Source organism: Buttiauxella sp. AC038 (genome assembly GCF_979253565.1).
On record NZ_CEEDCQ010000001.1, the window covers coordinates 4,274,859 to 4,299,043 of the forward strand.

The 24,185-nt window shown below is 47.3% G+C and carries 17 protein-coding genes, 1 tRNA gene and 2 pseudogenes; 5 read left to right on the forward strand and 15 right to left on the reverse strand.

What is annotated here, in order from left to right; translation table 11 throughout:
* Nucleotides 1-23: 23 nt before the first annotated feature.
* The 3 genes and pseudogenes from dnaG (at nucleotide 24) to AC0IXI_RS20260 (ending at nucleotide 4,044) form a co-directional block, all read left to right on the forward strand.
* Nucleotides 24-1,768, forward strand: a pseudogene (gene dnaG / locus AC0IXI_RS20250) (DNA primase).
* Nucleotides 1,769-1,922: 154 nt separating this feature from the next.
* A complete protein-coding gene (rpoD, locus tag AC0IXI_RS20255) occupies nucleotides 1,923-3,761 on the forward strand; it encodes an RNA polymerase sigma factor RpoD (protein WP_064516046.1) in 1,839 nt (612 codons plus the stop codon).
* A 207-nt stretch (nucleotides 3,762-3,968) separates the two neighbouring features.
* A tRNA-Ile gene (locus AC0IXI_RS20260) sits at nucleotides 3,969-4,044 on the forward strand.
* An 86-nt stretch (nucleotides 4,045-4,130) separates the two neighbouring features.
* Here AC0IXI_RS20260 and AC0IXI_RS20265 read toward each other — a convergent pair.
* The 4 genes and pseudogenes from AC0IXI_RS20265 to AC0IXI_RS20280 form a co-directional block, all read right to left on the reverse strand.
* Nucleotides 4,131-5,241 (reverse strand): IS3 family transposase gene (locus tag AC0IXI_RS20265; RefSeq protein WP_471682992.1). Its coding sequence is split into 2 segments (ribosomal slippage): nucleotides 4,131-4,989 and nucleotides 4,988-5,241, totalling 1,113 coding nucleotides; the frame shifts between segments, so codons are not numbered across the junction.
* Between the two features lie 173 nt (nucleotides 5,242-5,414).
* Complete coding sequence (locus tag AC0IXI_RS20270) at nucleotides 5,415-10,118, reverse strand: autotransporter outer membrane beta-barrel domain-containing protein (protein ID WP_471682993.1); 4,704 nt, start codon at nucleotides 10,116-10,118, stop codon at nucleotides 5,415-5,417.
* A 5-nt stretch (nucleotides 10,119-10,123) separates the two neighbouring features.
* A complete protein-coding gene (locus AC0IXI_RS20275; RefSeq protein ID WP_471682994.1) occupies nucleotides 10,124-12,415 on the reverse strand; it encodes an ESPR-type extended signal peptide-containing protein in 2,292 nt (763 codons plus the stop codon).
* A gap of 694 nt (nucleotides 12,416-13,109) precedes the next feature.
* Nucleotides 13,110-13,421: pseudogene (locus AC0IXI_RS20280) on the reverse strand (site-specific integrase); the annotation flags it as partial.
* Nucleotides 13,422-13,711: 290 nt separating this feature from the next.
* On the opposite strand from AC0IXI_RS20280, the gene AC0IXI_RS20285 reads away from it, so the two are divergent.
* Nucleotides 13,712-14,020, forward strand: coding sequence for a HigA family addiction module antitoxin (locus tag AC0IXI_RS20285; RefSeq protein ID WP_471683256.1), 309 nt, complete (start codon nucleotides 13,712-13,714; stop codon nucleotides 14,018-14,020).
* A 223-nt stretch (nucleotides 14,021-14,243) separates the two neighbouring features.
* Here the strand turns inward: AC0IXI_RS20285 and AC0IXI_RS20290 are convergent, their stop codons facing one another.
* The 11 genes from AC0IXI_RS20290 to AC0IXI_RS20340 form a co-directional block, all read right to left on the reverse strand.
* A complete protein-coding gene (locus tag AC0IXI_RS20290; RefSeq protein WP_471682995.1) occupies nucleotides 14,244-15,200 on the reverse strand; it encodes a hypothetical protein in 957 nt (318 codons plus the stop codon).
* Nucleotides 15,197-15,631, reverse strand: a complete 435-nt coding sequence (locus AC0IXI_RS20295; RefSeq protein ID WP_471682996.1) for a hypothetical protein — start codon at nucleotides 15,629-15,631, stop codon at nucleotides 15,197-15,199. The genes AC0IXI_RS20290 and AC0IXI_RS20295 overlap by 4 nt, the downstream gene beginning before the upstream one ends.
* Complete coding sequence (locus AC0IXI_RS20300) at nucleotides 15,628-15,933, reverse strand: hypothetical protein (protein ID WP_471682997.1); 306 nt, start codon at nucleotides 15,931-15,933, stop codon at nucleotides 15,628-15,630. The genes AC0IXI_RS20295 and AC0IXI_RS20300 overlap by 4 nt, the downstream gene beginning before the upstream one ends.
* A 13-nt stretch (nucleotides 15,934-15,946) precedes the next feature.
* Nucleotides 15,947-16,345 carry a hypothetical protein gene (locus AC0IXI_RS20305; protein ID WP_471682998.1) on the reverse strand — a complete coding sequence of 133 codons (399 nt, stop codon included), beginning with the start codon at nucleotides 16,343-16,345 and terminating at the stop codon, nucleotides 15,947-15,949.
* 5 nt (nucleotides 16,346-16,350) lie between these two features.
* The gene (locus AC0IXI_RS20310) at nucleotides 16,351-16,572 is read right to left on the reverse strand and encodes a hypothetical protein (RefSeq protein ID WP_471682999.1); all 222 of its coding nucleotides are present in this window, start codon (nucleotides 16,570-16,572) and stop codon (nucleotides 16,351-16,353) included.
* Between the two features lie 31 nt (nucleotides 16,573-16,603).
* Nucleotides 16,604-18,310: an HNH endonuclease gene (locus AC0IXI_RS20315; protein WP_471683000.1), complete on the reverse strand. Its 1,707-nt coding sequence runs from the start codon at nucleotides 18,308-18,310 to the stop codon at nucleotides 16,604-16,606.
* A gap of 149 nt (nucleotides 18,311-18,459) precedes the next feature.
* Entirely contained in the window at nucleotides 18,460-19,776 is a 1,317-nt protein-coding gene (locus AC0IXI_RS20320; protein WP_471683001.1) for a tyrosine-type recombinase/integrase, read from the reverse strand.
* 297 nt (nucleotides 19,777-20,073) lie between these two features.
* Nucleotides 20,074-20,784, reverse strand: coding sequence for an amino acid ABC transporter permease (locus AC0IXI_RS20325; protein ID WP_471683002.1), 711 nt, complete (start codon nucleotides 20,782-20,784; stop codon nucleotides 20,074-20,076).
* On the reverse strand, nucleotides 20,774-21,553 hold the full coding sequence (locus AC0IXI_RS20330; RefSeq protein ID WP_471683003.1) for an amino acid ABC transporter permease: 780 nt from the start codon (nucleotides 21,551-21,553) through the stop codon (nucleotides 20,774-20,776). The genes AC0IXI_RS20325 and AC0IXI_RS20330 overlap by 11 nt, the downstream gene beginning before the upstream one ends.
* Complete coding sequence (locus tag AC0IXI_RS20335) at nucleotides 21,550-22,374, reverse strand: amino acid ABC transporter ATP-binding protein (protein WP_064516040.1); 825 nt, start codon at nucleotides 22,372-22,374, stop codon at nucleotides 21,550-21,552. Before AC0IXI_RS20335 ends, AC0IXI_RS20330 begins: the two co-directional genes overlap by 4 nt.
* A 1-nt stretch (nucleotide 22,375) precedes the next feature.
* Nucleotides 22,376-23,194 (reverse strand): ABC transporter substrate-binding protein, encoded by an 819-nt coding sequence (locus AC0IXI_RS20340; protein WP_064516374.1) that lies wholly within the window; start codon nucleotides 23,192-23,194, stop codon nucleotides 22,376-22,378.
* A gap of 218 nt (nucleotides 23,195-23,412) precedes the next feature.
* On the opposite strand from AC0IXI_RS20340, the gene AC0IXI_RS20345 reads away from it, so the two are divergent.
* Nucleotides 23,413-24,135: a DUF2461 domain-containing protein gene (locus AC0IXI_RS20345; protein WP_471683004.1), complete on the forward strand. Its 723-nt coding sequence runs from the start codon at nucleotides 23,413-23,415 to the stop codon at nucleotides 24,133-24,135.
* Nucleotides 24,136-24,185 lie beyond the last annotated feature (50 nt).

Genomic DNA, 24,185 nt, shown 5'->3' on the forward strand with positions numbered 1-24,185 from the left:
AAAGCGAGTACCAAACGGGGCCTATGGCTGGACGAATTCCACGTGTTTTCATCAATGACTTGCTGGCTCGCACCGACATCATCGATCTGATCGATGCGCGTGTTAAGCTCAAAAAGCAGGGCAAGAACTATCATGCGTGCTGTCCGTTCCATAACGAAAAAACCCCTCTTTCACCGTAAACGGTGAAAAACAGTTTTACCATTGCTTCGGCTGTGGGGCACACGGCAACGCCATCGATTTTTTAATGAACTATGACAAGCTTGAGTTTGTCGAAAGCGTTGAAGAATTATCAGCGATGCACAATCTGGAAGTGCCTTACGAAGTCGGTAGCGGACCGAGCCAGATTGAGCGTCATCAACGGCAAAGTCTTTATCAATTGATGGATGGCCTGAACGCCTTCTATCAGCAATCCCTGGCTCAACAATCGGCTGAATCTGCGCGCAAGTATCTGGAACGGCGTGGTTTAAGTAACGAAGTTATTCAACACTTCGCCATTGGCTATGCTCCTCCCGGCTGGGATAACGTCTTAAAGCGTTTTGGTGGCAATAGCGAAAACCGTCAAGCACTGACGGATGCAGGCATGTTGGTAACTAACGATCAGGGACGCAGTTACGACCGTTTCCGCGAAAGGGTGATGTTCCCCATCCGCGACAAACGGGGCCGGGTAATTGGTTTTGGTGGACGTGTGCTGGGCGATGGCCAGCCTAAATACCTAAACTCCCCGGAAACCGATATTTTCCATAAAGGCCGCCAGCTCTATGGCCTGTATGAAGCACAGCAAAGCCAGCCTGAACCAGCGCGTTTATTGGTTGTTGAAGGCTACATGGATGTGGTGGCATTGGCGCAATACGGCATATCGTACGCCGTTGCTTCATTGGGCACCTCAACTACCGCTGACCATATCCAGTTGTTGTTCCGGGTGACGGATACCGTTGTCTGTTGTTATGACGGGGATCGCGCAGGGCGTGACGCTGCATGGCGTGCTCTGGAAACTGCGCTACCTTATATGACGGATGGGCGTCAGTTGCGCTTTATGTTCCTGCCTGACGGTGAAGATCCCGACACGCTGGTGCGTAAAGAAGGAAAAGAAGCATTTGAAGCGCGCATGGAACATGCTCAACCGCTTTCGACGTTTCTTTTTAACAGTCTGATGCCTCAGGTTGATTTGAGTTCACCTGATGGCCGTGCGCGACTGAGTACTCTTGCATTACCCCTGATTAGTCAGGTACCTGGTGAAACACTACGCATTTATTTGCGTCAGGAACTGGGAAACAAACTGGGCATTTTGGACGATAACCAGCTTGAAAAGCTGATGCCAAAGCTTGCGGAAAGCAATACCCCGCGCCCGGCTCCACAGCTAAAACGCACAACCATGCGTATACTGATAGGACTGTTGGTGCAGAATCCGGAGTTGGCACCGAGTGTGCCACCGCTTAGCGGTCTGGAGCAGGCGAAGTTGCCAGGGTTGAAACTCTTTATCGACTTGGTTAACACCTGTCTGGCGCAACCTGGTTTAACCACCGGGCAGCTTTTAGAGCTATATCGCGGCACAAATGAAGCTGCCACCCTTGAAAAACTCTCTTCATGGGACGATATAGCAGATAAGGACATTGCAGAAAAAACGTTCAACGATGCACTCGAACATATGTTTGATTCCGTGCTGGAGTTGAGGTTTGAAGAATTGATGGCACGTTCCAGAACTACCGGGCTTACCCCAGCGGAACGTGAGGAAGTCCGTGTGATAACAGAATCACGCGCGAAAAAGTAAATTTTATCGGCTTAAGTGCCGAACATTAATCGGGTCAAACCCGAACGCCGCAAGGATGGGCAGCGGCAATAAAATAAGTCAGCCCTCGTTACGTTATTGTTGGCGGTTTCGCCGACCGACACCAACCCTAATACTGAAGTGTGGATACCGTCTTATGGAGCAAAACCCGCAGTCACAGCTTAAACTTCTTGTTACCAAGGGCAAGGAGCAAGGCTATCTGACCTATGCCGAGGTCAATGACCATCTGCCGGAAGATATCGTCGACTCTGATCAGATCGAAGACATCATCCAAATGATCAATGACATGGGCATTCAGGTGATGGAAGAAGCACCTGACGCCGATGACCTGTTGCTTGCTGAAAACTCAAACAACACAGACGAAGATGCGGAAGAAGCTGCCGCTCAAGTACTGTCCAGCGTAGAATCCGAGATCGGGCGTACTACTGACCCGGTTCGCATGTACATGCGTGAAATGGGTACCGTTGAGCTGTTAACCCGTGAGGGTGAAATCGATATCGCTAAGCGTATCGAAGACGGTATCAACCAGGTTCAGTGCTCCGTTGCCGAATATCCGGAAGCGATCACTTATCTGCTTGAGCAGTATGACCGCGTTGAAGCAGAAGAAGCTCGTCTGTCTGATTTGATCACTGGTTTTGTTGACCCGAATGCTGAAGAAGATCTTGCCCCTACCGCCACTCACATTGGTTCTGAGCTAACTACTGAAGAAAACAGTGACAGTGACGATGAGGAAGATGAAGACGACGACGCAGACGATGACAACAGCATCGACCCTGAACTCGCGCGTGAGAAATTTGGTGAGCTGCGTACGCAGTACGAAAAAGCTCGCGACACGATTAAAGCAAAGGGCCGCGCTCACGCGGATTCTGCCGCTGAGATTCAGCAACTGTCTGAAGTCTTCAAACAGTTCCGCCTGGTACCGAAGCAATTCGACTACCTGGTAAACAGCATGCGCGTCATGATGGACCGCGTTCGTACTCAAGAACGCCTCATCATGAGATTGTGTGTTGAACAGTGCAAAATGCCGAAGAAAAACTTCATCACACTGTTCACCGGCAACGAAACCAGCGAAACCTGGTTCAACGCAGCCATCGCAATGAACAAGCCGTGGTCTGAGAAGCTGCATGACGTTTCTGATGACGTGCATCGTAGCTTGCAGAAACTGCAACAGATTGAAGAAGAAACCGGCCTGACCATCGAGCAGGTTAAAGATATCAACCGTCGTATGTCCATCGGTGAAGCGAAAGCTCGTCGTGCGAAGAAAGAGATGGTTGAAGCAAACTTACGTCTGGTTATTTCGATCGCCAAGAAATACACCAACCGTGGTCTGCAATTCCTCGACTTGATTCAGGAAGGCAACATCGGCCTGATGAAAGCGGTTGATAAGTTTGAATACCGTCGTGGTTATAAGTTCTCTACTTATGCAACATGGTGGATTCGCCAGGCTATCACACGCTCTATCGCCGACCAGGCACGTACCATCCGTATTCCAGTGCATATGATTGAGACAATCAACAAACTCAACCGTATTTCGCGCCAGATGCTGCAAGAGATGGGCCGTGAGCCAACCCCGGAAGAATTGGCTGAACGTATGCTGATGCCGGAAGACAAAATCCGTAAAGTGCTGAAAATCGCTAAAGAGCCTATCTCCATGGAAACGCCAATCGGCGACGATGAAGATTCGCATCTGGGTGATTTCATCGAGGATACCACCCTCGAGCTGCCACTGGACTCTGCAACATCAGAGAGCCTGCGTAATGCGACTCACGATGTGCTTGCGGGCCTGACAGCGCGTGAAGCGAAAGTTCTGCGTATGCGTTTCGGTATCGATATGAACACCGACCACACGCTGGAAGAAGTGGGTAAACAGTTCGACGTTACCCGTGAACGTATCCGTCAGATTGAAGCGAAGGCACTGCGCAAACTGCGCCACCCAAGCCGTTCTGAAGTACTGCGTAGCTTCCTGGACGATTAATCTTATCGCCCTTCTAAAGAGCCCTCCTCGTGAGGGCTTTTTTATGCCTGCACGAAAACAATTTCCATCTGTGTTCCTTGCCTTATTGCCCACGAAAATACCAGAAGTGAAAAGTATAAGAGTTTGATTAGGCTTTGATTATAAAAACAGCAGATGTCACGCAATCACTGGATTGAAGCGCCAAGTTACATTATAATCCTGCGCCACGGCCCCTTAGCTCAGTGGTTAGAGCAGGCGACTCATAATCGCTTGGTCGCTGGTTCAAGTCCAGCAGGGGCCACCAAATAAAACAAGGACTTAGATGAGAAATCATCTAAGTCCTTTTTCTTTGCTTTGAATTTGGGTCAGGTAATTGTAAGCATACCCATTTTAGTTCCACGCACTTTTTGAGATTTCCGGTTTCTCAGCCATCAGCCGGTACTCTTCCGGTGTCAGGTTATTCAGGGATTCATGGGGCCGCTCACTGTTGTATTCGTTCAGCCAGCGTTCCGTTATTTCCCGTGCTTCGTTCAGCGTTCTGAACAGATAAAAATCTAGTATTTCGGTCCGGTATGTTCGGCTAAATCGTTCGATAAACGCGTTCTGCGTCGGCTTACCCGGCTTGATAAATTCCAGCATCACACCATGCTCTTCAGCCCATTGCGCCAGAGTCAGTGAGATCAGTTCCGGCCCATTATCCATCCGCATCTTTAGCGGATATCCACGGTTTGCCACTATCCTGTCCAGCACACGGACGACGCGCTGCGCCGGGATATTCAGGTCAATTTCGATAGCCAGAGCCTCGCGGTTAAAATCATCCACGACGTTGAAAGTCCGAAAACGTCGGCCACATGTCAGTGCGTCGTGCATAAAATCGATGGACCAGCTCTGGTTCAGCGCCTCCGGCGTGGCCAGCGGAGCCGGATTGCGTACCGGCAGACGTTGTTTGCCCTTGCGACGAAAATTCAGTTTCAGCAGACAGTAAATACGGTGCACGCGTTTGTGGTTCCAGACGAGCCCTTGTCTACGAAGCACCTGAAAAAGCTTCTTAAATCCGTATCGCGGATAGCGTTCTGCCAGTTCAGTCAACGCCAGGATCACCGGTTCATCACGCCGGGTATCGGGCTGATAAAAATACACCGTCCTGCTCAGCGAAACTGTCCTGCATGCCTGGCGGATGCTCATGGAAAATTGTGCAGTCAGATAGCTGACAAGCTCCCGCTTTATCGCTGGTTTTAGAGCTTTTTTCGATAACGTCCTTCAGCGCCCGGCATTCCAGACTCAGATCGGCAAACATCTGCTTCAGACGACGATTCTCGTCCTCAAGATCTTTGATTTTTTTAATATCAGCCGCTTCCATCCCGCCATATTTCGCCTTCCAGTTGTAGTAGCTGGCTTCGGAAATAGCGGCCTCGCGACACACATCTTTGACGGTGCGCCCGGCTTCGACAGACTTCAGAACGGCGATGATCTGGTGCTCGGTGAATCGGATCTTACGCATAGCGATCTCCACAGGTGACATAATCAGTATGTCGGAAGATCTCTAAAAGTGAATGGTACGGATTACAGGGATACTTACAGTGGGACCTGCATCCAAAAGTTTATAATGAAAATGCCAGTCAGTTTCCTGACTGGCATTCGCTACAAGATACTAATTTTTAAAAAGGCTTCACTTTAAAAAGTGTATTTCACACCAATCATAGCCGCACTATCACTATAACCATTGCTGCCAATCTGGTTACCCACATTCCCCCAAACATTGAGGTTATTGCTGACTTTCCCTTCAACACCCACTTTCACTTCAGCAATATTTTTAGCTCCAGTCATTGAAGAGAACTCACCATTTAAGGCAGTACCAAAGTTTTTAGTGTTGTGGATCCAGTTTGCTTCGACAAATGGCTCAAACTCACGATCTTTACCATTGTCCATTTGGTTATGACCTTTCATATACGCCCTGACACCTAGGCGGGTCATCAGATTACCGTCCCCTTCCATTCCCACACGCGTCCCATTTGCTTCAGTATGAGAATCGGCCTTAACTCCCATCCAGACAGCTTGAGCCTGCGGTTGAACATACAAGGTGTTAGTCGTACCTTTACTGCCCTTGAACTCACCGGTTTTAAACGTATAACCCGTTTCCGCTGAAGCGGTGAAACCATCCGACTTATAGGACTCAGGAGCCAGATCGTCCCCCTTAACGGTATTGTTGAACCAGTTGTACTGAATCCATGTATCAACATACGCTCCGGTATGTTCAGCTTCATTGGCAAACCACGTTCCGTATACACCCACGCTATAACCGTTAACCGAGCCATCAGCACGGTATTGAGTCACTGACGAACGCGTTTTACTGTTGTTGTTACCATAACCAGCCATTAGACCAAGATGGGTACGACTACCACTTTCTGAACTCCAGTCAGCAATGTCTCCTCCCAGTTGCATCACATAACGGTTGCTCTGGGTTTTCAATTGGCCACTGTTATCACGGAATCGGTTATGACCGCCCGTGTTACGCATCCACATGCTGGTGACTTTCTCTTCACCAGTCAAAGCATCAACGTAGTTCGTCTCACCGAGGCGATCATGCAATGTCATGATAAACATGGTATTTGCAGCAGCGATGTTTGCGGTATACGCACTTGCTTCCGGGCGCACGATCTTATCTGCTGTAGAATTATTTGCATCTTCAGGTTTTGGCTTATTATCCTCAGGAGCAAGTAACTGCGACTGCAGATACCAGTTACCATCGGCTTTTCCTTTATTCAGGAAGTAGTCGTATGCCCCCGCGACTGCACGGCCCTGAAGGGTGAAATGACCATTTGAGTTGCCATCAACCTGCACGACCTGGATACCATTGTTGGTCTGCGCTCCGTAACCTCCCATATTGCTGACCTGAACGCGCGTGCTACCAGAGGTGTCCCCCTTCACAACCATTTTGTCTGTTATGGAATTGTCATTACCCAAGACGGTATTTAGTGATAGCAAACCATTGTCGCCAGCGTAATTACCATTCACTACGAGAGTATTTCCTGCAATTCCACCAGCCAGTTTGATTTCACCACTATTAGTGAGGCTGCCAACCTTCAATGTACTTTTAGCTTGTTTTTCATAGCCAGTCAGTGCATTCAGCGAGGCCAATGTTCCCTTGTTGTATACACTTCCCGTCACTTCACCATTGCCACCAAGAGTGGCACCGGATGCAATATTAACCTCACCGTTACCCGACAATTTGCCCGCAGCAGATTCATTACTGCCGAGGACCCATCTTCCTTCCTGTACAGTAGTGCTCCCGGTGTAAGCCAGTTCCCGGTCGACAATAAGATCCGCATTACCTAATTTCTCAACATCTCCAGCACCGGTAATTGTATTTACCAATTGCCAGTCTGAGATAGCTATCAGACGCATAGTCCCATTGTTCGTTACACTTGCTGTACCCAAGTTTTTAGCAGTATAGGCATTCAAATAACTGCCACTCTCCACCTTAAAATCGCCACTGAACGCACTGTTATCCGCTGTCAGTGAAATATCGGTATCATCCTTGAGCTCAATCTGGCCAGAACCTGCCAGTTGCTTACTGAAATTACCTACAATAGCGGTATCGCTGGCAGGTTGTTTGGCAAAGGTCAGACGATCATTTCCCGCAGTGAGCGTTAAAGTGCCTAAATCCCCCAAACCCGATGTATCGTTCAGTAAGACCTGTGAACCACCTTCAACCGACACATTTCCTGTAAAACCTTTGTTTGCGCCGTTTACTGTTACTACGCTCGGGTCAATAATCAATCTACCGCTACCCCGTAGCGTATCGGAATCAATTGTGCCGCCATCGGCATTGCCTGCTGTTCGTAAGGCGTCAGTAATAAATAACTCACTTCCTTCAGAAAGTAATATATGGCTGCCTGATGCTGTATTCAGTGCTCCAACTTTCTGGCTATGGCCTTGCATATCGATATTAGCGCCATTTTCTATCTGGAGATTGTTAGTTCTACCCAATACCCCATCATTCCCCAGAGCTAGTGTGCCATTACGCACTACTGTTTCCCCTGAGTAGTCGTTATCCTGGTTTGAGAGTGAAACCACCCCCGTTCCTGTATCAATATGCAAATCGCCGGAGCCAGTGACTTTCGCACTCAAGTCACTAGCTGGACCATTCTTACCGAAGCTATTCAGTACAAGGGAGTCAGAGCCCTGCCCCAGGAGTTTGACCTGCGTAAGACCATAGTTGATATACAAGCCATCTGCATCGTCACCACTGGTAAGACGGTAATCCCATGTCCCTTTAGCCACTGTTTTACCCTGCTGCGCAATATCAATATTCACAGCATCAGTAATAACATTTCCATTTTTGTCGACCAGAGTGAGATTCCCTGCACTTCCCTGAACAGCGGAGTCAGAAGTTGCCAGCTTAATCAGGGAATTCTCATCATCCTGTTCCATTATCGACAGATGAGTATCGGGTAGTGGATGGTGATTACTCACGCTGCCTGAATCAACCTGAACAGTACCTCGTCCAAGTAGGTTCATCTCCGTAGAATGAATTGATCCTGTAGATGAGCCATTTCCAGGCGTAACGCCTTCAAAGCCTAAGGTACCGCCGCTAAAGGTGAGTCCCCCAATGCGCTGCACGCCGTTTCCAATGTGTGTAACGTTTCCATTCCCGACATTTAGCGTTGCCTGACTTAAAGCCACTGTATTCAGACCAGAAAGCTCAAAACGGCTGTTGGTTAGCTCAAGGGAGCCACTGAAACCATTGACCATGTTGTTTGAAGTGAAATCAAACTGACTATTATTGGCATCAACAAACACGGTTCCATTGCCCGTGATATGACTATTAAATGCCAGATCAGAAGAAGATTTAAGTTCCAGACGGCTGGTAGTATCAATGTTATAACCAGTACTGATGGCATCATTACCCATATCACCTAAAGCAAGATTTACTTTATCTAAGGTGAGAGTAGAACCTGACGTTAAATCAATATGTTCAATACCCGTAATCGCATCTGCGCGATCCAGAACATACTCCGCATTCTGCAAACGCAAAGTATCGTCGCCAGCTCCACCGTTTATAGAATTGAAAATTTTGTCTTCAGTGGATTTTACATCCGTCAGCAGGAAAACATCTTTACCGCTGCTTGTTGTGAAATCAGTACCTGTACTCCCCGATTCCAGAGTGACCTGATTATTTCCTTTTAGTAGGTTTACCTGCCCTCGAATGTTTGCACCCCTGGCATTTGTGAACTGTAAACCGCTACCGTTATTGGTTTCTATAGCAATACTACTGTTATCAGTCGCCTTAATGTCACCGCTGTTTACGAAAGTATTAACAGAGCCATTGTTAATATCAACAACAGAGGCAGTTGTTGATTTGGAAATCAGCACTCCAGACTGCTCAACCTTCTGGGTAGACCCTTTAACCGTTAATGCCGCGCCACCATTACTGTCCAGTACGTTTATACTAACGCCCGTTTTAAGGTCGGTCGATGCATTGCTCACAATGCCTTTACCCGCAGCATGTTCCACGTTAATAAACAAATTTTTTGAATCAGACATATCGAGAACCTGATCTGTTTGTGATCCGTTCACGATATTTTCAAACAGGATACCAGTGCCACTTCCGGTTACATTAATAGTCCCCGAATTGGTTTTAGCGAGTGAGGCTCCTGTGTGAATACCCACACCATTACCGACATTGATTTTCGTATTGGTAAGCTGGATATTCGAAATATTGGCCAGGTTTTCGATAGCACTCCCGGTACCATTGCTGTCCATATCAATAGTGGCATCCTTGACAGTCAGCCCTTTAGCGCCACTGGATAACAATATGCCATGGGCGGTACCCGCAGCCTGAGTGGTACCCATGCCTGTCAGATTCATCGTTGCATCCTGGCCAACGTTGAAGGCAGCATTACCGTCGACAGCACTGACGGTTGCCTGGTTATTGACGACTGAATCGGCACCCTGAATATTGACTGCAGTGCCATTAACACTGATATCGCCTTCATTATTAAGAGTCCCGCCAGATACCAGGACTCCTGTGCTATCTGCTTGATCAAGGTTGATTGAACCTTTGTGGTTTAACGTCCCACCATTGCGTGCAATGTAACCAAAAGCACCATCAGCAGTATTACTGCTATTAAGGTTTGCGTAGCTTGTGAGGACAGAATCGCCCTTTTGGCCTGCAATAACATTCCCGTCAAGATCGTAGTAGTTACCATCAACGATCCCCGCTGTCGTATTTTTCCCCGCAACTTTTATGATTGTTGAGTTAGAGGTAATTTCGCCACTGGCACCACCTTCAACCCTTACACCTGTCGCACCGTCACCTGTAATTTCCAGTGTCTGTGCCCCCGATGAAGTGAATTGGCTCCCAATACCCGTCACCTGTATTATCGACGAGTCAACGCCAGAAGCTTTAAGAAGAGCGCTGCCAGTATTATTACTATTGAAGTTTGCTCCCCCTCGATACGATATAATGTAGAACCTTCGGTTGAGACATCCTGTGGCTGGGTTGATACATTGTTTATTTCTGAACCAGCACCATAGATAAAATATCCAATCTGATTTTTGCCACTATTTAGGACCAATGCACCCGAATTAGTTATATCTATTTTCCCACCATTTCGAGCATGTAACCCTATAGCTTTATCCGCATTCAGATTTACTTCACCACTTAAAATTAAATTTGAGCCACTTCCCTCAACCCATGCACCAAAATTCTTTAATGATGATGTGTTATCACCATTGGTAATGTTGATTTCCCCAGAGCTACTTGCCTTGCTACCGTTTAACAACTTAATCCCAACAGCACTGTAACCATTCAGATTAATTTTTCCGTTATTAACAATCCCTGCGGCACCATTATCTGCCAGCACACCGATATTTGGTGCCGTTTTGATACCATTTATGTCAATAACACCATCTTGCTTCACAATGATAGGATTCGTGCCATCGGCTTTAATCGCCATCGCATTTTCAACATTCTTACCTATAGTTATCGTTCCGGTGTTATTAATTGTTCCGCTTTTGATAAACATACCAATCGCAGGAAGCTTAACATTCACATCACTAGTCGCTTCTCCATGGGTAGACTGAGCAGTTCTGCCAATGTAGATATTTCCTGCGTTATTGGCTATAGCATTTCCTTGAACAAAAACACCATAGGTATAGACATTGTCTGATGCGATAGTGGGCTCCCCACCTGTTGCAATGTTCATAACTCCGCTGGTGCTGTTATTGAATATGGTATTATCCTCGAGCGACACACCTGTGGCATTGAAACTATCTTGCCGTGATGCCACATTAATAACACCAGTACTATTTATTAGCGTTGTTCCTGTTGCGTAGATAGCAGTGTGAGCACCACGATAAGCAGTCACAATATCTTTGCTCGTCCCTGCATCCAGAATGCCATTATTATTTACAATACTATCACGAGCAGAGATAATATAATCGCCACCAGCAGCACCATCTGCCACGCCTAATGTACCATCATTATTGAGTGTTGCCCCATCTGTTAAACTGACAACACTGGTATCGCTAAATACCGCTTGAATATTGGCATCGCTGGCGATGTTAACTATCGAGCGAGCACCATGTGCATTTATAAATGAGTTAACATCTCTGTTTGCAACACCAAGTATGTTATCTCCCGCCGAGATCCCAGTGGTAAACTGAATAGTATTATTTGCTGAGATTTTGTAGGCTTTTGCAAACTGAGTATCATATTGCTCGGGTGATAAAGCGCCTGATTTAATCGCATCAATTAATGCCGAGTTATAGCTTTGCAAATCACTCAGTGAATTAACAGTATAATCACCGATAGCGCTGTTGAAACTCCCCGTATAACTAATGGAGTTAAATTGATAGAAATTACCTGCGGGTGGAAAAGAATTCATTACATTGCCGCTTCGGACAATCGTCTTTGAATTGTAGTTCAGCACTGCATCACTAGTATCAGAAACTTGACTACCAACATCAAAAATACGGGATTCTTTAGTTATAGCAAAAAAATTATTTTGAGCGTTACTAACCCATGTTGCATCCTTAGTTCCGACATCGATATTTAATGTCCCTCCGGCACTAACCGATGCCAATCGCATATCTTTATATTGCTGATTTCCCACTGGAGTGTTTATTGTTACAATCACATCACTCACAGCCTGGCTAGAAAAATTATCGTTTTCGTAGACTGATACTGTTTTTGTCGCACCTGTAATTGGGTCCGTATAACTCACATCTTTCGTATGCCCACCAAAATTAATGGAGGAAAAATTAATATCAGCGCTACCTGGAAGTATATAACCATTCTTTTCAGCATCACTAATACTCATTTGCACAAAGCCAGAGTTTCCAGGAGAAATACTACCAAAGCCATTTAAACCTGTGACAAGATCAACAACCTGGCTATTCCCAATAGTTGCCTGACCCACTCCGTTACTATTAATAACAGGTGAGAAAATAGGAATATCTAGAGTGACCGCATAAATAGGCTGCGCATTTGAAACAAATAATGAAATAGACAATGCAACAGAATTTATTTTAAATGTAGAAAGCAAAGAACTAGAGTCTATTTTTTTATTTGAGCAAACGACTGTGGAACACTTATTTTTCGTAAGCTCTGAAACCACAACGAAACATGAATTACTAACACTCCAGATAACTTTGAAAACATTATTCATTTAAAACATCTCTGTGTCTGTAAAAAACACACGTCTAAGCAATGAAACCTAATCAGCCTTCAACACTAAAACCATATGTTTTGTTAAAAAATAAATTCAAAATAACACTATGGTAACTCATCAAGAATGATGCAAATCAATTTTTTCAACTTGTGTGAATCCGTTCAATTTGTGAAAAAAAATAATACTCAAGCAATTCTTATTGATAACCAACAAAAATCATAATCACTATAACCATACCCTATGAAACAGTTTAGAGTTAACAGTCAAAATCATGAACATTTATTGTGAAACAGCATTTTTTTAGTTTATTTGAAAATAAAACTAATAGTTAGAATAGATACTTAGCATATAGTTCGCAGAGAAATCATTTAGGATGTATTATGTATTAAAGCGTTACTGTATTTATAAAGATGAACTAACCTAACAAACTTTACAAAAAGTAGCCATGTCGCGAAATTAGTTTATTTTAATCGGCGCTAGAACTTCTCTTTTGTCAGGCGACCCCTAATTAAAAAACCGAGACACGGCATCAAGTAACCCAAGCACAAATCTATCGATCTGTTGCCAGCTCAACAGCTATTGAAACCGGCACGCCAATTCTGGAAATCAAGCTACAACTTAAACGTAACCGAAAACTGGCGCAGATCGTCGGTCTCGCCAGTAAATCCAGAGACCTGCTTTAATTAACCCTTTATCTCTGCCCAAACAGATTCACAACATTGTTTTCTTGATGTTGCTGGTAGTTGTTCACTCGCGATTGACACAGTTCAAGAGCCTTACGCTTCTCAACCAGGTAATCATAAAGGTCATAGTGCTTAGAACTTACATCCTGAAGAACATGGTTCTGAATGCGATCACGCAGGTCTTTAGCGATAGCCGCTTCTCCCATCAACGTCTTACAAGTCCGGCGAATATTACGGGCAATAAAAGATGGGCTCAGCGCAAAGTGTTCCCGGTAATAGATGATGGCTTGAGCTAAGCTGTCCGTGCGTAGCGCCTGCCGATAATCTGGTGTGCTTATAGTGTCCAGGGCATGAGTGCCACACTGATCCTGATACTCTATGATTTCCTGCGATGTCACTGGCATAAATTCAGCGTTACAGGAAAAAGAAACTAATAGAAGGGGGAAATTGCTAAGGCCACTAGCCAGTATTCGGATCTGGCAGGTTAAAATGGTTAAAGGAACTCACCTGATCACATTGAAAGCTGGAGATAAGAACCATGCCGACAAACTATGCGTACGAACGCGTCCGACAAGCAAAGCGTAAAGGACTGCGGTCTGTTTCTCGCTGGATGCAGGGGAATGAGTGTCTTCACAGTAATATTCCTGCAGAAAGAATCAGGGGGATTCTTACTCTACACGACATCACACTGACCGCTTTCGCTAGAGCAATGAATATGAGTTTATCTGCATGTCATTACTTGGTATCTGGCAGTTCCCGGATCACATCAGAAACAGCGGTACGATTAAGTTATGTCCTGGGTGGCACTGCCGAGCAATGGGTCCGCATGCAATATGAGTATGAATTGTCGCACGTAAAAGTTGATAAACGCTCTTTATCTCGATTAGCAACAACAATGTTTAACCCTAATAAATCATAAAGTTAAGAGGTGATTACGCTATCCATATTAGTGGATCATTTTCCAAAATGATCCGCATGACAGTCCTTGTAAAACCAATACAAAAAATGATCCAACCTTGTCAGCCCTTGTGGTTACTGGCCTTGACCGGAGAGATCACCTTTCACCGGATGTGAAAAACGCGACCGGATGCATTTTTTGCGAATGATCTGGGTGATTGTATTAGTCAGACCACTAACTGCTGTTATTCGCTATATCGCCAGCGATAGCCAGCATTGGTTTCACGCTTGCCTTTACAGACCAGACAAATTTTAGAAGACGATGCTCCTGGCGTTGCAACTACTGCAATCGGTACAGTATCAAATAAGGTTTCCGTCCCATCATTGGCGATTCTGATAACCGGCCTGCTTTTTGTTTTTACCTTCCGCACCTCGACGATATTCAGGGGCTTACCTGCAGCTATTTCTTCAGGTGTAGCGTAGCGTGCACCATACCCACCGGCAGAGCGCCTTTTACCATTAGCCACCATCGTGAATTTTCCATTTTGAATGCCAAATGCACGATTGGCATCGGCGACTAAAGGCCAATATTGTTGATAGCCATCACTAAGTCGGATAGTAATCAGCGGCCTGCCCCAGGCATCATTCACTTTCGCCATACGTTTCGCCGTCCATTCCGGATCTGAATGGTATTTCTCGCGCATCGTAGCTTCACGCCGGGCTAATGTTTCGGCTGTCATTGAGGCCTGTAATATTCCCCCCATACGCTCACGCTCACCTTTGCGCCGCCAGCGCAGCTCCTGAGCTGCTGCCAACTTATCGGCATGACCATTTGCCTGGCGCTTTGCCAATCCTTTCCGATTGTGCTCAATCCAAACCGGATCGGCACTGCGCAGGGTCATGGCCTGCTCTTTGGCAAGGTTATACATTTCAGGTGTTACGCCATCAATTATATCTTGACGCCCCCTCCCCTTCCTTCCGCGTTTATCCAGCATCATGGCATAGACAGCCTGCCAGGCTGTTACGCGAACCGTTAAGTCCTCCAGATAGAGGCGGTTAATGCGGTGGAAAATAACACACTGGATTACATGATGGTTTTCACCATAGCAATCTGATGCAACGGGATGAATCTGCGCCCACCAGATAATTTGCTTATAGAGTTGGCGCGGGTTCATAGCATCAGTTTGAGGGTTATAAGTCATTTTGTGCTCAATGCCGCCAGCCGATCGAGCATCTGCTGTGCGATTTCACGGTTGCGAGATGAATTGGAAATATGAGCGGTAGATTCACCAGCACCCCAATAACCGGATAAATGCTGGATGACCATAGCCCCGGTAGGTGTCGGCGAAATGCTCCAAGTTTCAAAAGCTCCCGTTCCATCACCTAGCCTCCAGTCACATTTAATAAAATATTTATGGTTACTGCCGCGTTCTGGCTTGAAAGCATTCCCATCCAGGTGAGTTGCGGGATCCCCCCCCGATAAATGCTGACATTCATTCATCAACAACAAAGCAGGATACTCAGTTTGCTCACCGACAAACAATTTCCGTACAACTTCGGGCTGGTTGTATTGCGCGTATGCAGAATTACTTAACACAAATATCAGCAAAACCCCTGCATTTAATTTGCTCAACGCTGCTCTCCGATCGCATAACCCTGCTTGTATGCGTCCAGGTATGTCCCTCCGTTGTACTTAATCCAGGCCGGCACGGTCTTTTTATGCTGGTGGCCATCACTGCCGCCCATCATGCACGTCATATACAGTTCGCCTGCTGTTTTGTTGAATTGCTGCATGGTGACGGTTACACCAAGGGGGATCGCGTTCTCAGTCAGCGTGCGGGCAATACCTTCACATTCCGGCATTGATATTGCCGGTGTGGTGTTTAGGGGCTTAGGCTTCGGTTTAACGAGCTCGCTATAAATCAGACCTTTCATATCTCACGGCTTCTCAGAGATTCGTCCAAGACTTGCCACGTTTTTTCAGTGCCAGGTGAGCCATATAAATCAGCGTCAGCACCACGCCTGCTAGCAGCGCCATTTGCCATAAATAAAAGTGATTAATGTTCATGGCACGCTCAATATCGCGTGGTATCAGCCCTTTCATGTAATCAACCTTCATCATATCGTCGGAATCCTTACTATCGCTCAGTAGCCATAACGCAACATGATCCATAACAACAAGGCTGAATGGCGCAGCGGAAAAACAACAGCCGAGAATAACGGTATTGAAGATGGTTTTTGTGATGAAGCCCCAGCCTTTCGCATGAGCCCACGGAAGCACTTTCCATAGGATGAGAACGGCGGGAATAATGAAGAAGAAAATGACGCGCCAGGGTATGTAGTGCATGTTAATTACTCTCTAAATCGACATTTGATGCCGCATACTTTTTCGATGAATTCACAAAGGGCTTCTGCGCCTTCTTCAATCGAGCGGTACAGTTCTGATATGAAAACTGCATCGCCATCTTCACCGAACAAATTCCAGAATTCAGGCTTCATATCCACTGATGTAAAACGTTTTAACGTGTCACGATTACATCGGAAGCGGTAGAGCTTACCGCTGCGCTGGAGCATGTGCACGCCAGTAGACGAATTTCCCCTTGTTTTAAGCAAACTTATCATTTGTCACTTCATGAAATTGAATGAATTCCTGCCAACGAACCGCCAGACGCTCTTTGTCCAGCGCCCATACCAGCGGATTGATTACTTTGCATTCATATTCCTCCCATTCGATGCCAGGAGCGAAATGAACAGTCATAGTTTCGGGGTTGATGCCCATCTGCTTACGGTCAAACAGCGTGTGGAAAGTTGGCGACATTAGGATCCCATTACTGGCGTTGTAGCAACCATGAATAGCGTCCTCAATATGCGCAGCATGAAGATGCCCATTCAGCTTTTTGTCAGTTATGGCGCAACGGTTGCCAAAATTGCGGAAAACAAAGGTTCTGAATTGTTTTTGAATACGCGGATCACGCTGTGTGGTTGTAACTTGTTTGTTTTTTCCCACCAGCTCAATATCCGCTGCTGTTAAAAGTAGTAAACGCTTAGGGACAGTGACTGGCGGTTTTGCTGGGATAGTTGTTTCTGATGGCGCTGGCACGGCCTGCTGGCGATTTTCTTTCTTAGCCTGACGCATCGCCAAAAACTCATCAATAGGTGGCTTTGGCATGTGCGGATTCTGGCGCAGGCGCTCGTCCAGAAAGTCTTTGAAAATCTCAATCAGCGCGGCTGGAATGTGCATTGTGACGGTTGGAAGCTGACTTATCGCCTCCACGCGTTTACGGCGTTCCATTGTCTCAACATCCTGGCGTAAAGATTCATGCCCTGCGCTACGCATATGCAGGCTATTGGAATTACGAATCAACGCCGACCATTCCTTTCTGGCCATCAGCTCTTTGGCACGGCGTTCTTCTGCTGTGAGCTCAACAACAACCGGATCCGGCGTAACGATTTTGAGCTCAGGAATGATGCTTTCCGGCTCAGGTTTAACTGTTTCAAAGACAGGCTTTACAATATCGGCTTTTGGCTCAGCTTTTACCACCGGCATCAGCCCTTCCATGTAGGTTGCCAGGACACTAAATGTCTTCTGGCCAAAGAGCAACGCCATTGCAACACGATTGCGCTCATGCTTGAATTTTTTGCCAACGAGACGGGTTAAATAAGTGCGAAGGATATCGCCGTTTGGCTGGTTAAAATTACGGTTATAGAGAGCAAAATCGGGCTTGCTTGCCAGTCCTTTTGCCGTAATAGACAGCATATTTTCCAGCCCAGGATAAACAATATTCACCGTTGCATTCTTAGGCAAAAGGAGCTGAACGCGTTCTTCTAACTGCCGATCGACGACAAGCGGCAAATCAAAATCGCGGCAACCCATAACCAGTTCACGGGCAATATCGACAACCTTAATCTTTTTCTTTCCACCCTCTGATTTCTGATTCTTTCTGGCGATCATGTAAGAGCGAACCTCATTTCCTCTAGGGAATGCGAAATAAGCGCCATACACGGGGTTTTCAGGGTTGCCAGCAATCAGCAACGCGATGCGCTCAATGTCCATGCTATCAGGAATCTCGTGAGTGCTTTCACGCGCGATGAAACGGAAATTGTGCTTACTGCCATCGCCGAGAGTTTTGGTGATGTTACGCACCTCTCCGATGTTCATCCCTTTGACAGTTTGGGTGCGCAAAGCGCGGGTTGTTGGGAAGCCCGGATGAGTGGCAAAGAATTCACCCAGAACGCGATAAGCCGTCTTTTGTTCGCTACCAGGGGTGCTATGAATAACGCCATATTCTAAAGTCATTTCGTTCACATCCACTTTACAAGATCACTGACGACGTGCTTAATCTCATTACGTTCGTTTGGACTGACCCCACAATAATCTCCAGTTTGTTCGCTAAAACCAAATCACCTGAACCAGACTCATAACGCTCTTCTGCTGAATTAAGCTCATATTTTGACAAGCCCTTACCTCCCTTCAAACAAGTTCACAACGTTGTTTTCCTGCTGCCGTTGATAGTTGTTAACCCGGTCTTCCCAGACCTCAAGCGCTCTGCGCTTTTCAGTCAGGTAATCATAACGGTCGTAGTGTTTCGAGCTGACGTCGCTCAAAGCGTGATTTTGAATACGGTCCCGTATCTCTTTGCTGATCCCCGCCTCCCCCATCAGCGTTTTACAGGTCCGACGTAAATCTCGCGCCGTGAAAACTTTGAACTCAGGATTAAAAGCCCGGAAATACATGATGGAACGCGCCAGGCTATCGGTACGCACCGGGCGCTCACCGTTGGTTGATAGCGGGAAAATATAAGGGCTGTTACTTTCCTTAGTCAGCTCTTTCACTGAGGCTAATTCCTGTAATGCCGACTCAGTCAGTGGGATCAGATGCTCACGCTTGTTTTTCGATACATCGGCAATGACCAATAACGTCTTTTGCTGCCAGTCAATCGCGCTCCACTGGCTGGCAATCATTTCAAACGGACGCTGCCCACCAGCATAAACGCAGAAGCGGATTAAATGCTGCATCAGCGGCCCAACATTGGTGGCCTCTGCGAACTGCTCCATGACAACACGCAACTCTTCCAGCGTTAGCCATGTATCACCCACTTTTTCCGCCGAAGACTGCTTCGGTATGGCCGATACCGGGTTAACTTCAAGACCAAACGTAATACCCACGCTGGTATTCATCGGATCGTTATCGGCTTTCAGACCATAGTTAAATGCTGCCATCAGGTAGGAACGAATTCGGTTCGCATGAACCACTGCATCACGCTGGATAATGCCTGAGAGAATGGTCTTGATCTGCAAAGGCGTTACATCCTTTGCTTTGGTTTCTCGAGCGATAACCGAGTAGCACTCTCTTTCCATGCGCTTCAATACATCAGCCCACGTCCGCTTATTGTCGAGCTTCATCTTATTGACGTAACCATGCACCAGTTCTTCAAACGATCCCTGAGAACGATGCAGTTGCATGATGTGCTGTTCGGCCAGGCGCTGTTGCTCAAGCTCTTGCTGGGGTTCTTTTCCTTCAACAAGCCAGGCACCATACTTTTTCGCGAGTTCATTGGCCGTCACCAGTTTCATCTCGGGCCAGATGCCCAATTGGATGAACTTCTCTTTCTTCCCTTTATCCACGTAGTACCGAAAATAAAAAATCTTACTACCTGAAGGTTGTACTTTTACCCCCAGTCGTCCTGCACCACGCTGGCCACTATTACTCCACTCGTAGTAAGAAGTGTTTTTAGGTTTCAGCCCGCGTATTGCCGTATCCGTTAAATGAGTTGCCACACCATCACCTGTTAGTTTTCTCTTACCTGACCCAATCGAAAATCGGGTCAGGTAATGGGTCAGGTAACAATCTTACTGCCCAGAACATTTGGAGACAAACAGAAACTAAAAATGACAATTAACACAATGATTTAAATGAATTTAAATTACAAACCAGAACTAATGAGAAAATATGGGAAAGGACTATTTCCATGACTCATAATCGCTTGGTCGCTGGTTCAAGTCCAGCAGGGGCCACCAAATTTTAGCTTTAGATTCATATGATTAAGCCACCTTTCACGGTGGCTTTTTTGTTGTCTAAACTTTCAGTGGCGACGGAGTGGCAATAGTGCCGCGTCGGCGATACCTGAGAGACACCATGTAATTCAGGCCACTGCACAGCAGGTAATACACCAATCCCGTAAAGATAAAGATGGCCGCGGGATAGACCTGCACCCGGCTGTTGACCTGTCCCGCCACGGTGGTTAGCTCTGGCACATTGACGATGAACGCCAGAGAAGTGTCTTTAAGCAGCGCGATAAATAGCCCCATGTAGGAAGGAAAGACGTTGCGCATCACCTGTGGCAGCAATACCAGGCGCAGTATTTGCCATGCATTCAATCCACCAGCCAACGCCGCTTCATGTTGCCCGGACGGGAGAGCCTGTAAACCCGCGAACGTGGTGTGCATCACTGCTGCAGAGGTAAACCACGCCAGCGCCAGAGTGACGGTCAGCACACCGGGTAAATCGCTACCGGTGACAATCGGCAGCAAGAAGTAGAGCCAGAAAATCACAAAAATAAGCGGGATACCGCGGATGAATTCAGCCCAAATAAACAGTAACCGCCGCACAATGCCATCAAACCGCCAGGCGAGTCCTGCCAGCAATACGCCCCCCACCAGCGCCAACACTGCCGCTCCAGCCGCCATTAGCAGCGTGAGCAGTACGCCGCCCGGTTCACCCTGCGCCATTCTTCCCCACAGTAGATAATCAAGGTTGTCGGTAATCACCGTCAGATTAGCTATCATGCTGTGCCTCCGTATCCCGCACTTTAGTCACCTGGCGCTTATGTTCAGACGGGCGCGGGCCAAGCCAGGCGAACAATCCACCCATCACCAATCCTAAAGCCAGATACAGCACTGTTCCCACAGCAAAAGCCTCCAGCGCATGTGCGTTGTAGCTTTCGATTTGTCTGACCTGATAAGTCAGTTCCGCAAAGCCGATACCAGTGGCCAGCGACGAGAGCTTCATCAAATTAAGATACTGCCCCACTACCGGCTGCCAGGCATTCCTCATCCCTTGTGGTAGAAGGATCCAACGGAAGATAGACCAGGATGAGAACCCTTGCGAAAGCGCAGCTTCCACCTGTCCCTGAGGTACGGCCTGCAACCCGCTGCGCAGTTCTTCGAGCAGAAATGCAGAAGTAAACAGCCCAAGCCCCCAGGCAGCGCAGAGAAACTCCGGAGTGAGCCACCACACATTTCCGGGTAGTATTGACCAGCTGTGCTCATCGTTAATAAAGCCACGCAACGCCTGCGGAAGGACATTCCACGCGGCGAAATACCAGAACAGCAGTTGCACCAGCAGAGGCGTGTTGCGAAACAGAGATATCCATACCGCAACCACCGCACGACCAATTCGCCCGCTGGCAAGTCTCAACCCGAGTAATAACAGCGTTAAAGCCGTTGCCAGCAGTACTCCCGCCAGGGTGACCCAGACCGTGGTTAAAAAGCCGGAAGTAATCCACTGCAACGGCTGTCCTGTCAGGACTCCAGCCCAGTCTATGTGCCAGTTCATGGTTCATCCTTAAACCCGGCATGCAGAGGGTCGAGTACCTTTTGTAGAAAACGCCGGGTGCGTGGATGTTGCGGTGAGCTGAAGAACCGCGCCGGAGGAGCCTGCTCAAGAATTTCGCCGCCATCGATAAACACCACCCGATCGGCAATTTCCCGGGCGAACTGCATTTCATGGGTAACGACAATCATCGTAATGCCACTGTGGGCCAGGGATTTCATCACCATCAGCACTTCACCGATCATTTCCGGATCCAGTGCCGAAGTGGGTTCATCGAACAAGATTATCTGCGGCGAGGATGCTAAAGCCCGGGCGATTGCCACACGCTGCTGCTGCCCGCCGGAAAGCTGCGCAGGATATTGATGTGCTTTCTCGGCAAGCCCGACCCGAGTCAACAACGTTACTGCCTGCTGTTTAGCCTCATCAGGTTCCCAGCCATGAACATGCATCAGAGAAAGTGTGATGTTCTGCTCGGCGGTGAGATGAGCATATAAATTGAACTGCTGGAACACAAATCCGATGCGGCTACGCAAGGCTCGCAGAGCTTTGCCCTGCAAATCCCGTGTCGGTTTGCCATCAATAAAAATGTCTCCCGCACTTAACGGTTCGAGCTGGTTTATCAGTCGGATTAACGTCGATTTACCAGAGCCCGAAGGCCCGCAAATCGCCACCACTTCACCTGCGTTGATTTTCAGGTCGATGGACTTGAGGACCTGGTTTTCATCGTAACTTTTGCCAGCCTGGCGAAACTCAACGCTGGCATCCTGTAAATGTGCAAAATCCGCGGCCTGCACCGCGGATCGTTTGGAGAAGGCACTCACCATGTTACTGAGCTTCTATTTTAAAGCCGCGTGGCTGGGGAGTTTTACTGCCAGGACCAAACCAGCTGTCGTAAATCTTCGTCGCTTCACCGTTTTGCTCAAGCTTCACTAACTCGCCGTTAACTGCTGTAAGCAGCGCCGTTTCACCCTTCTTCACCCCGACGCCAATCTCTTCTTTGCTGAGCAGGTCAGGGAGAATTTTGAACTTCACTTTATCCGGTGCTTCAGCCAACAGACCGGCCAGAATGGTGCTGTCCTGGGTAATCGCCTGCACGTTGCCGTTACGCAGCGCCGTCAGCGCCAGTGGAATATCGTCATAGGAAAGCACGCGAGCGGATGGGAAACGCTGATGCAGCGCCTGCTCACCGGTCGTGCCTTTTACTGCACCAATACGGTCGTGCCCGTAGTCATCAAGTTTATCCGCTGACGCCGCCGGTACCAGGAATTGCTGGCCCGTCACGAAATAAGGCGTGGAGAAGTCGACAACCTGCGCGCGCTCCGGCGTGATGGTGATATCAGCGACGATCAGATCCACTTTGCCAGATTGCAGCAAAGGAATGCGGTTGGCTGGATTGGTTGCCACCAGCTCCAGTTTTACGCCAAGAGACTTTGCGAGAGCCTTCGCAAAATCAACATCATAGCCAACGATATCGTGAGTTTTAGCATCGATGGAGCCAAATGGGGGGTTAGCGTCAAAAGTGGCGACGCGCACGACGCCTGCTTTTTGAATATCGGCCAGTTGGTCAGCCTGAGCCACTGTGGCGGTAAGGCCGAACAGTGCCAGTAAAACGAGTGATGCGATCTTATTTTTATGAGAGCTCATTGCGTGTGCCATAGTTTTTCCTTGTTGTCCCAGCTTTTAGCAAGCTAAGGCCTTACACTCCCATATCCAGAATTGCACCACCAATGCTTAAAAAACATTAACATATGAGGAAAATATATTAAGGTTGGAGACGTTTCACATCGAAAGACAGAGAAATCCGCCATCCTTAAGCTCGCAGATATAGCCGCTTAAATGGTTCAAATAAGGGTCCATCAATAATGAATGCTCAAATAACGAAAACCCCGACGTCCACGATATCTGCCAGTACAACTTTTAGTGCAGCCAGTCTGCAGTTCCTGAACAAACTCGCGCAAAACAACTCCCGAGACTGGTTTAAAGAACATCAGGAGGAGTACGAGAATACTGTGCGCACTCCTGCCCTGCGGTTTATCGAGCAGATGCAGCCCGGTATTCTTGCCATTTCATCGAAGCTCACTGCGGTGCCGAAAAAAGTCGGCGGTAGTCTTATGCGCCCGCAGCGAGACAGTCGTTTTAGCAAAGATAAAACACCTTATAAAACCAATGTCGGGATTCAGTTCCGTCATTTCCAGGGAAAAGACGTTCATGCACCAGGCCTCTATCTCCATATCGCCCCTGAAGGTTGCTTTATTGCCGCAGGAATTTGGCATCCTGAATCAAAAGCCCTGAGTGCTATTCGCCAATGCATTGATGAGAACCCCAACGCTTATCAAAAGGCGTTACAGGAGCTACAAAGCCACGGGTTTATCATGGATGGCGACAGCTTAAGTCGCCCGCCAAAAGGCTTTGATAAAACCCATCCTTTGCTTACTGAATTGAAGCGCAAAGATTTTATCGCGTTGAAAAACATCGATTTCGAAGAGCTGTGCAAACCGGATGCTATCAATTTCTGTGCCGAACAATTTCAGCATTGCTCGCAATTGATGGCCTATCTCTGTTTTGCCCTGGAACTTGATTTCTAAAACATATCGAAAAAGTTGCCAAAACGTTAAATGCATCACACTTACGATGC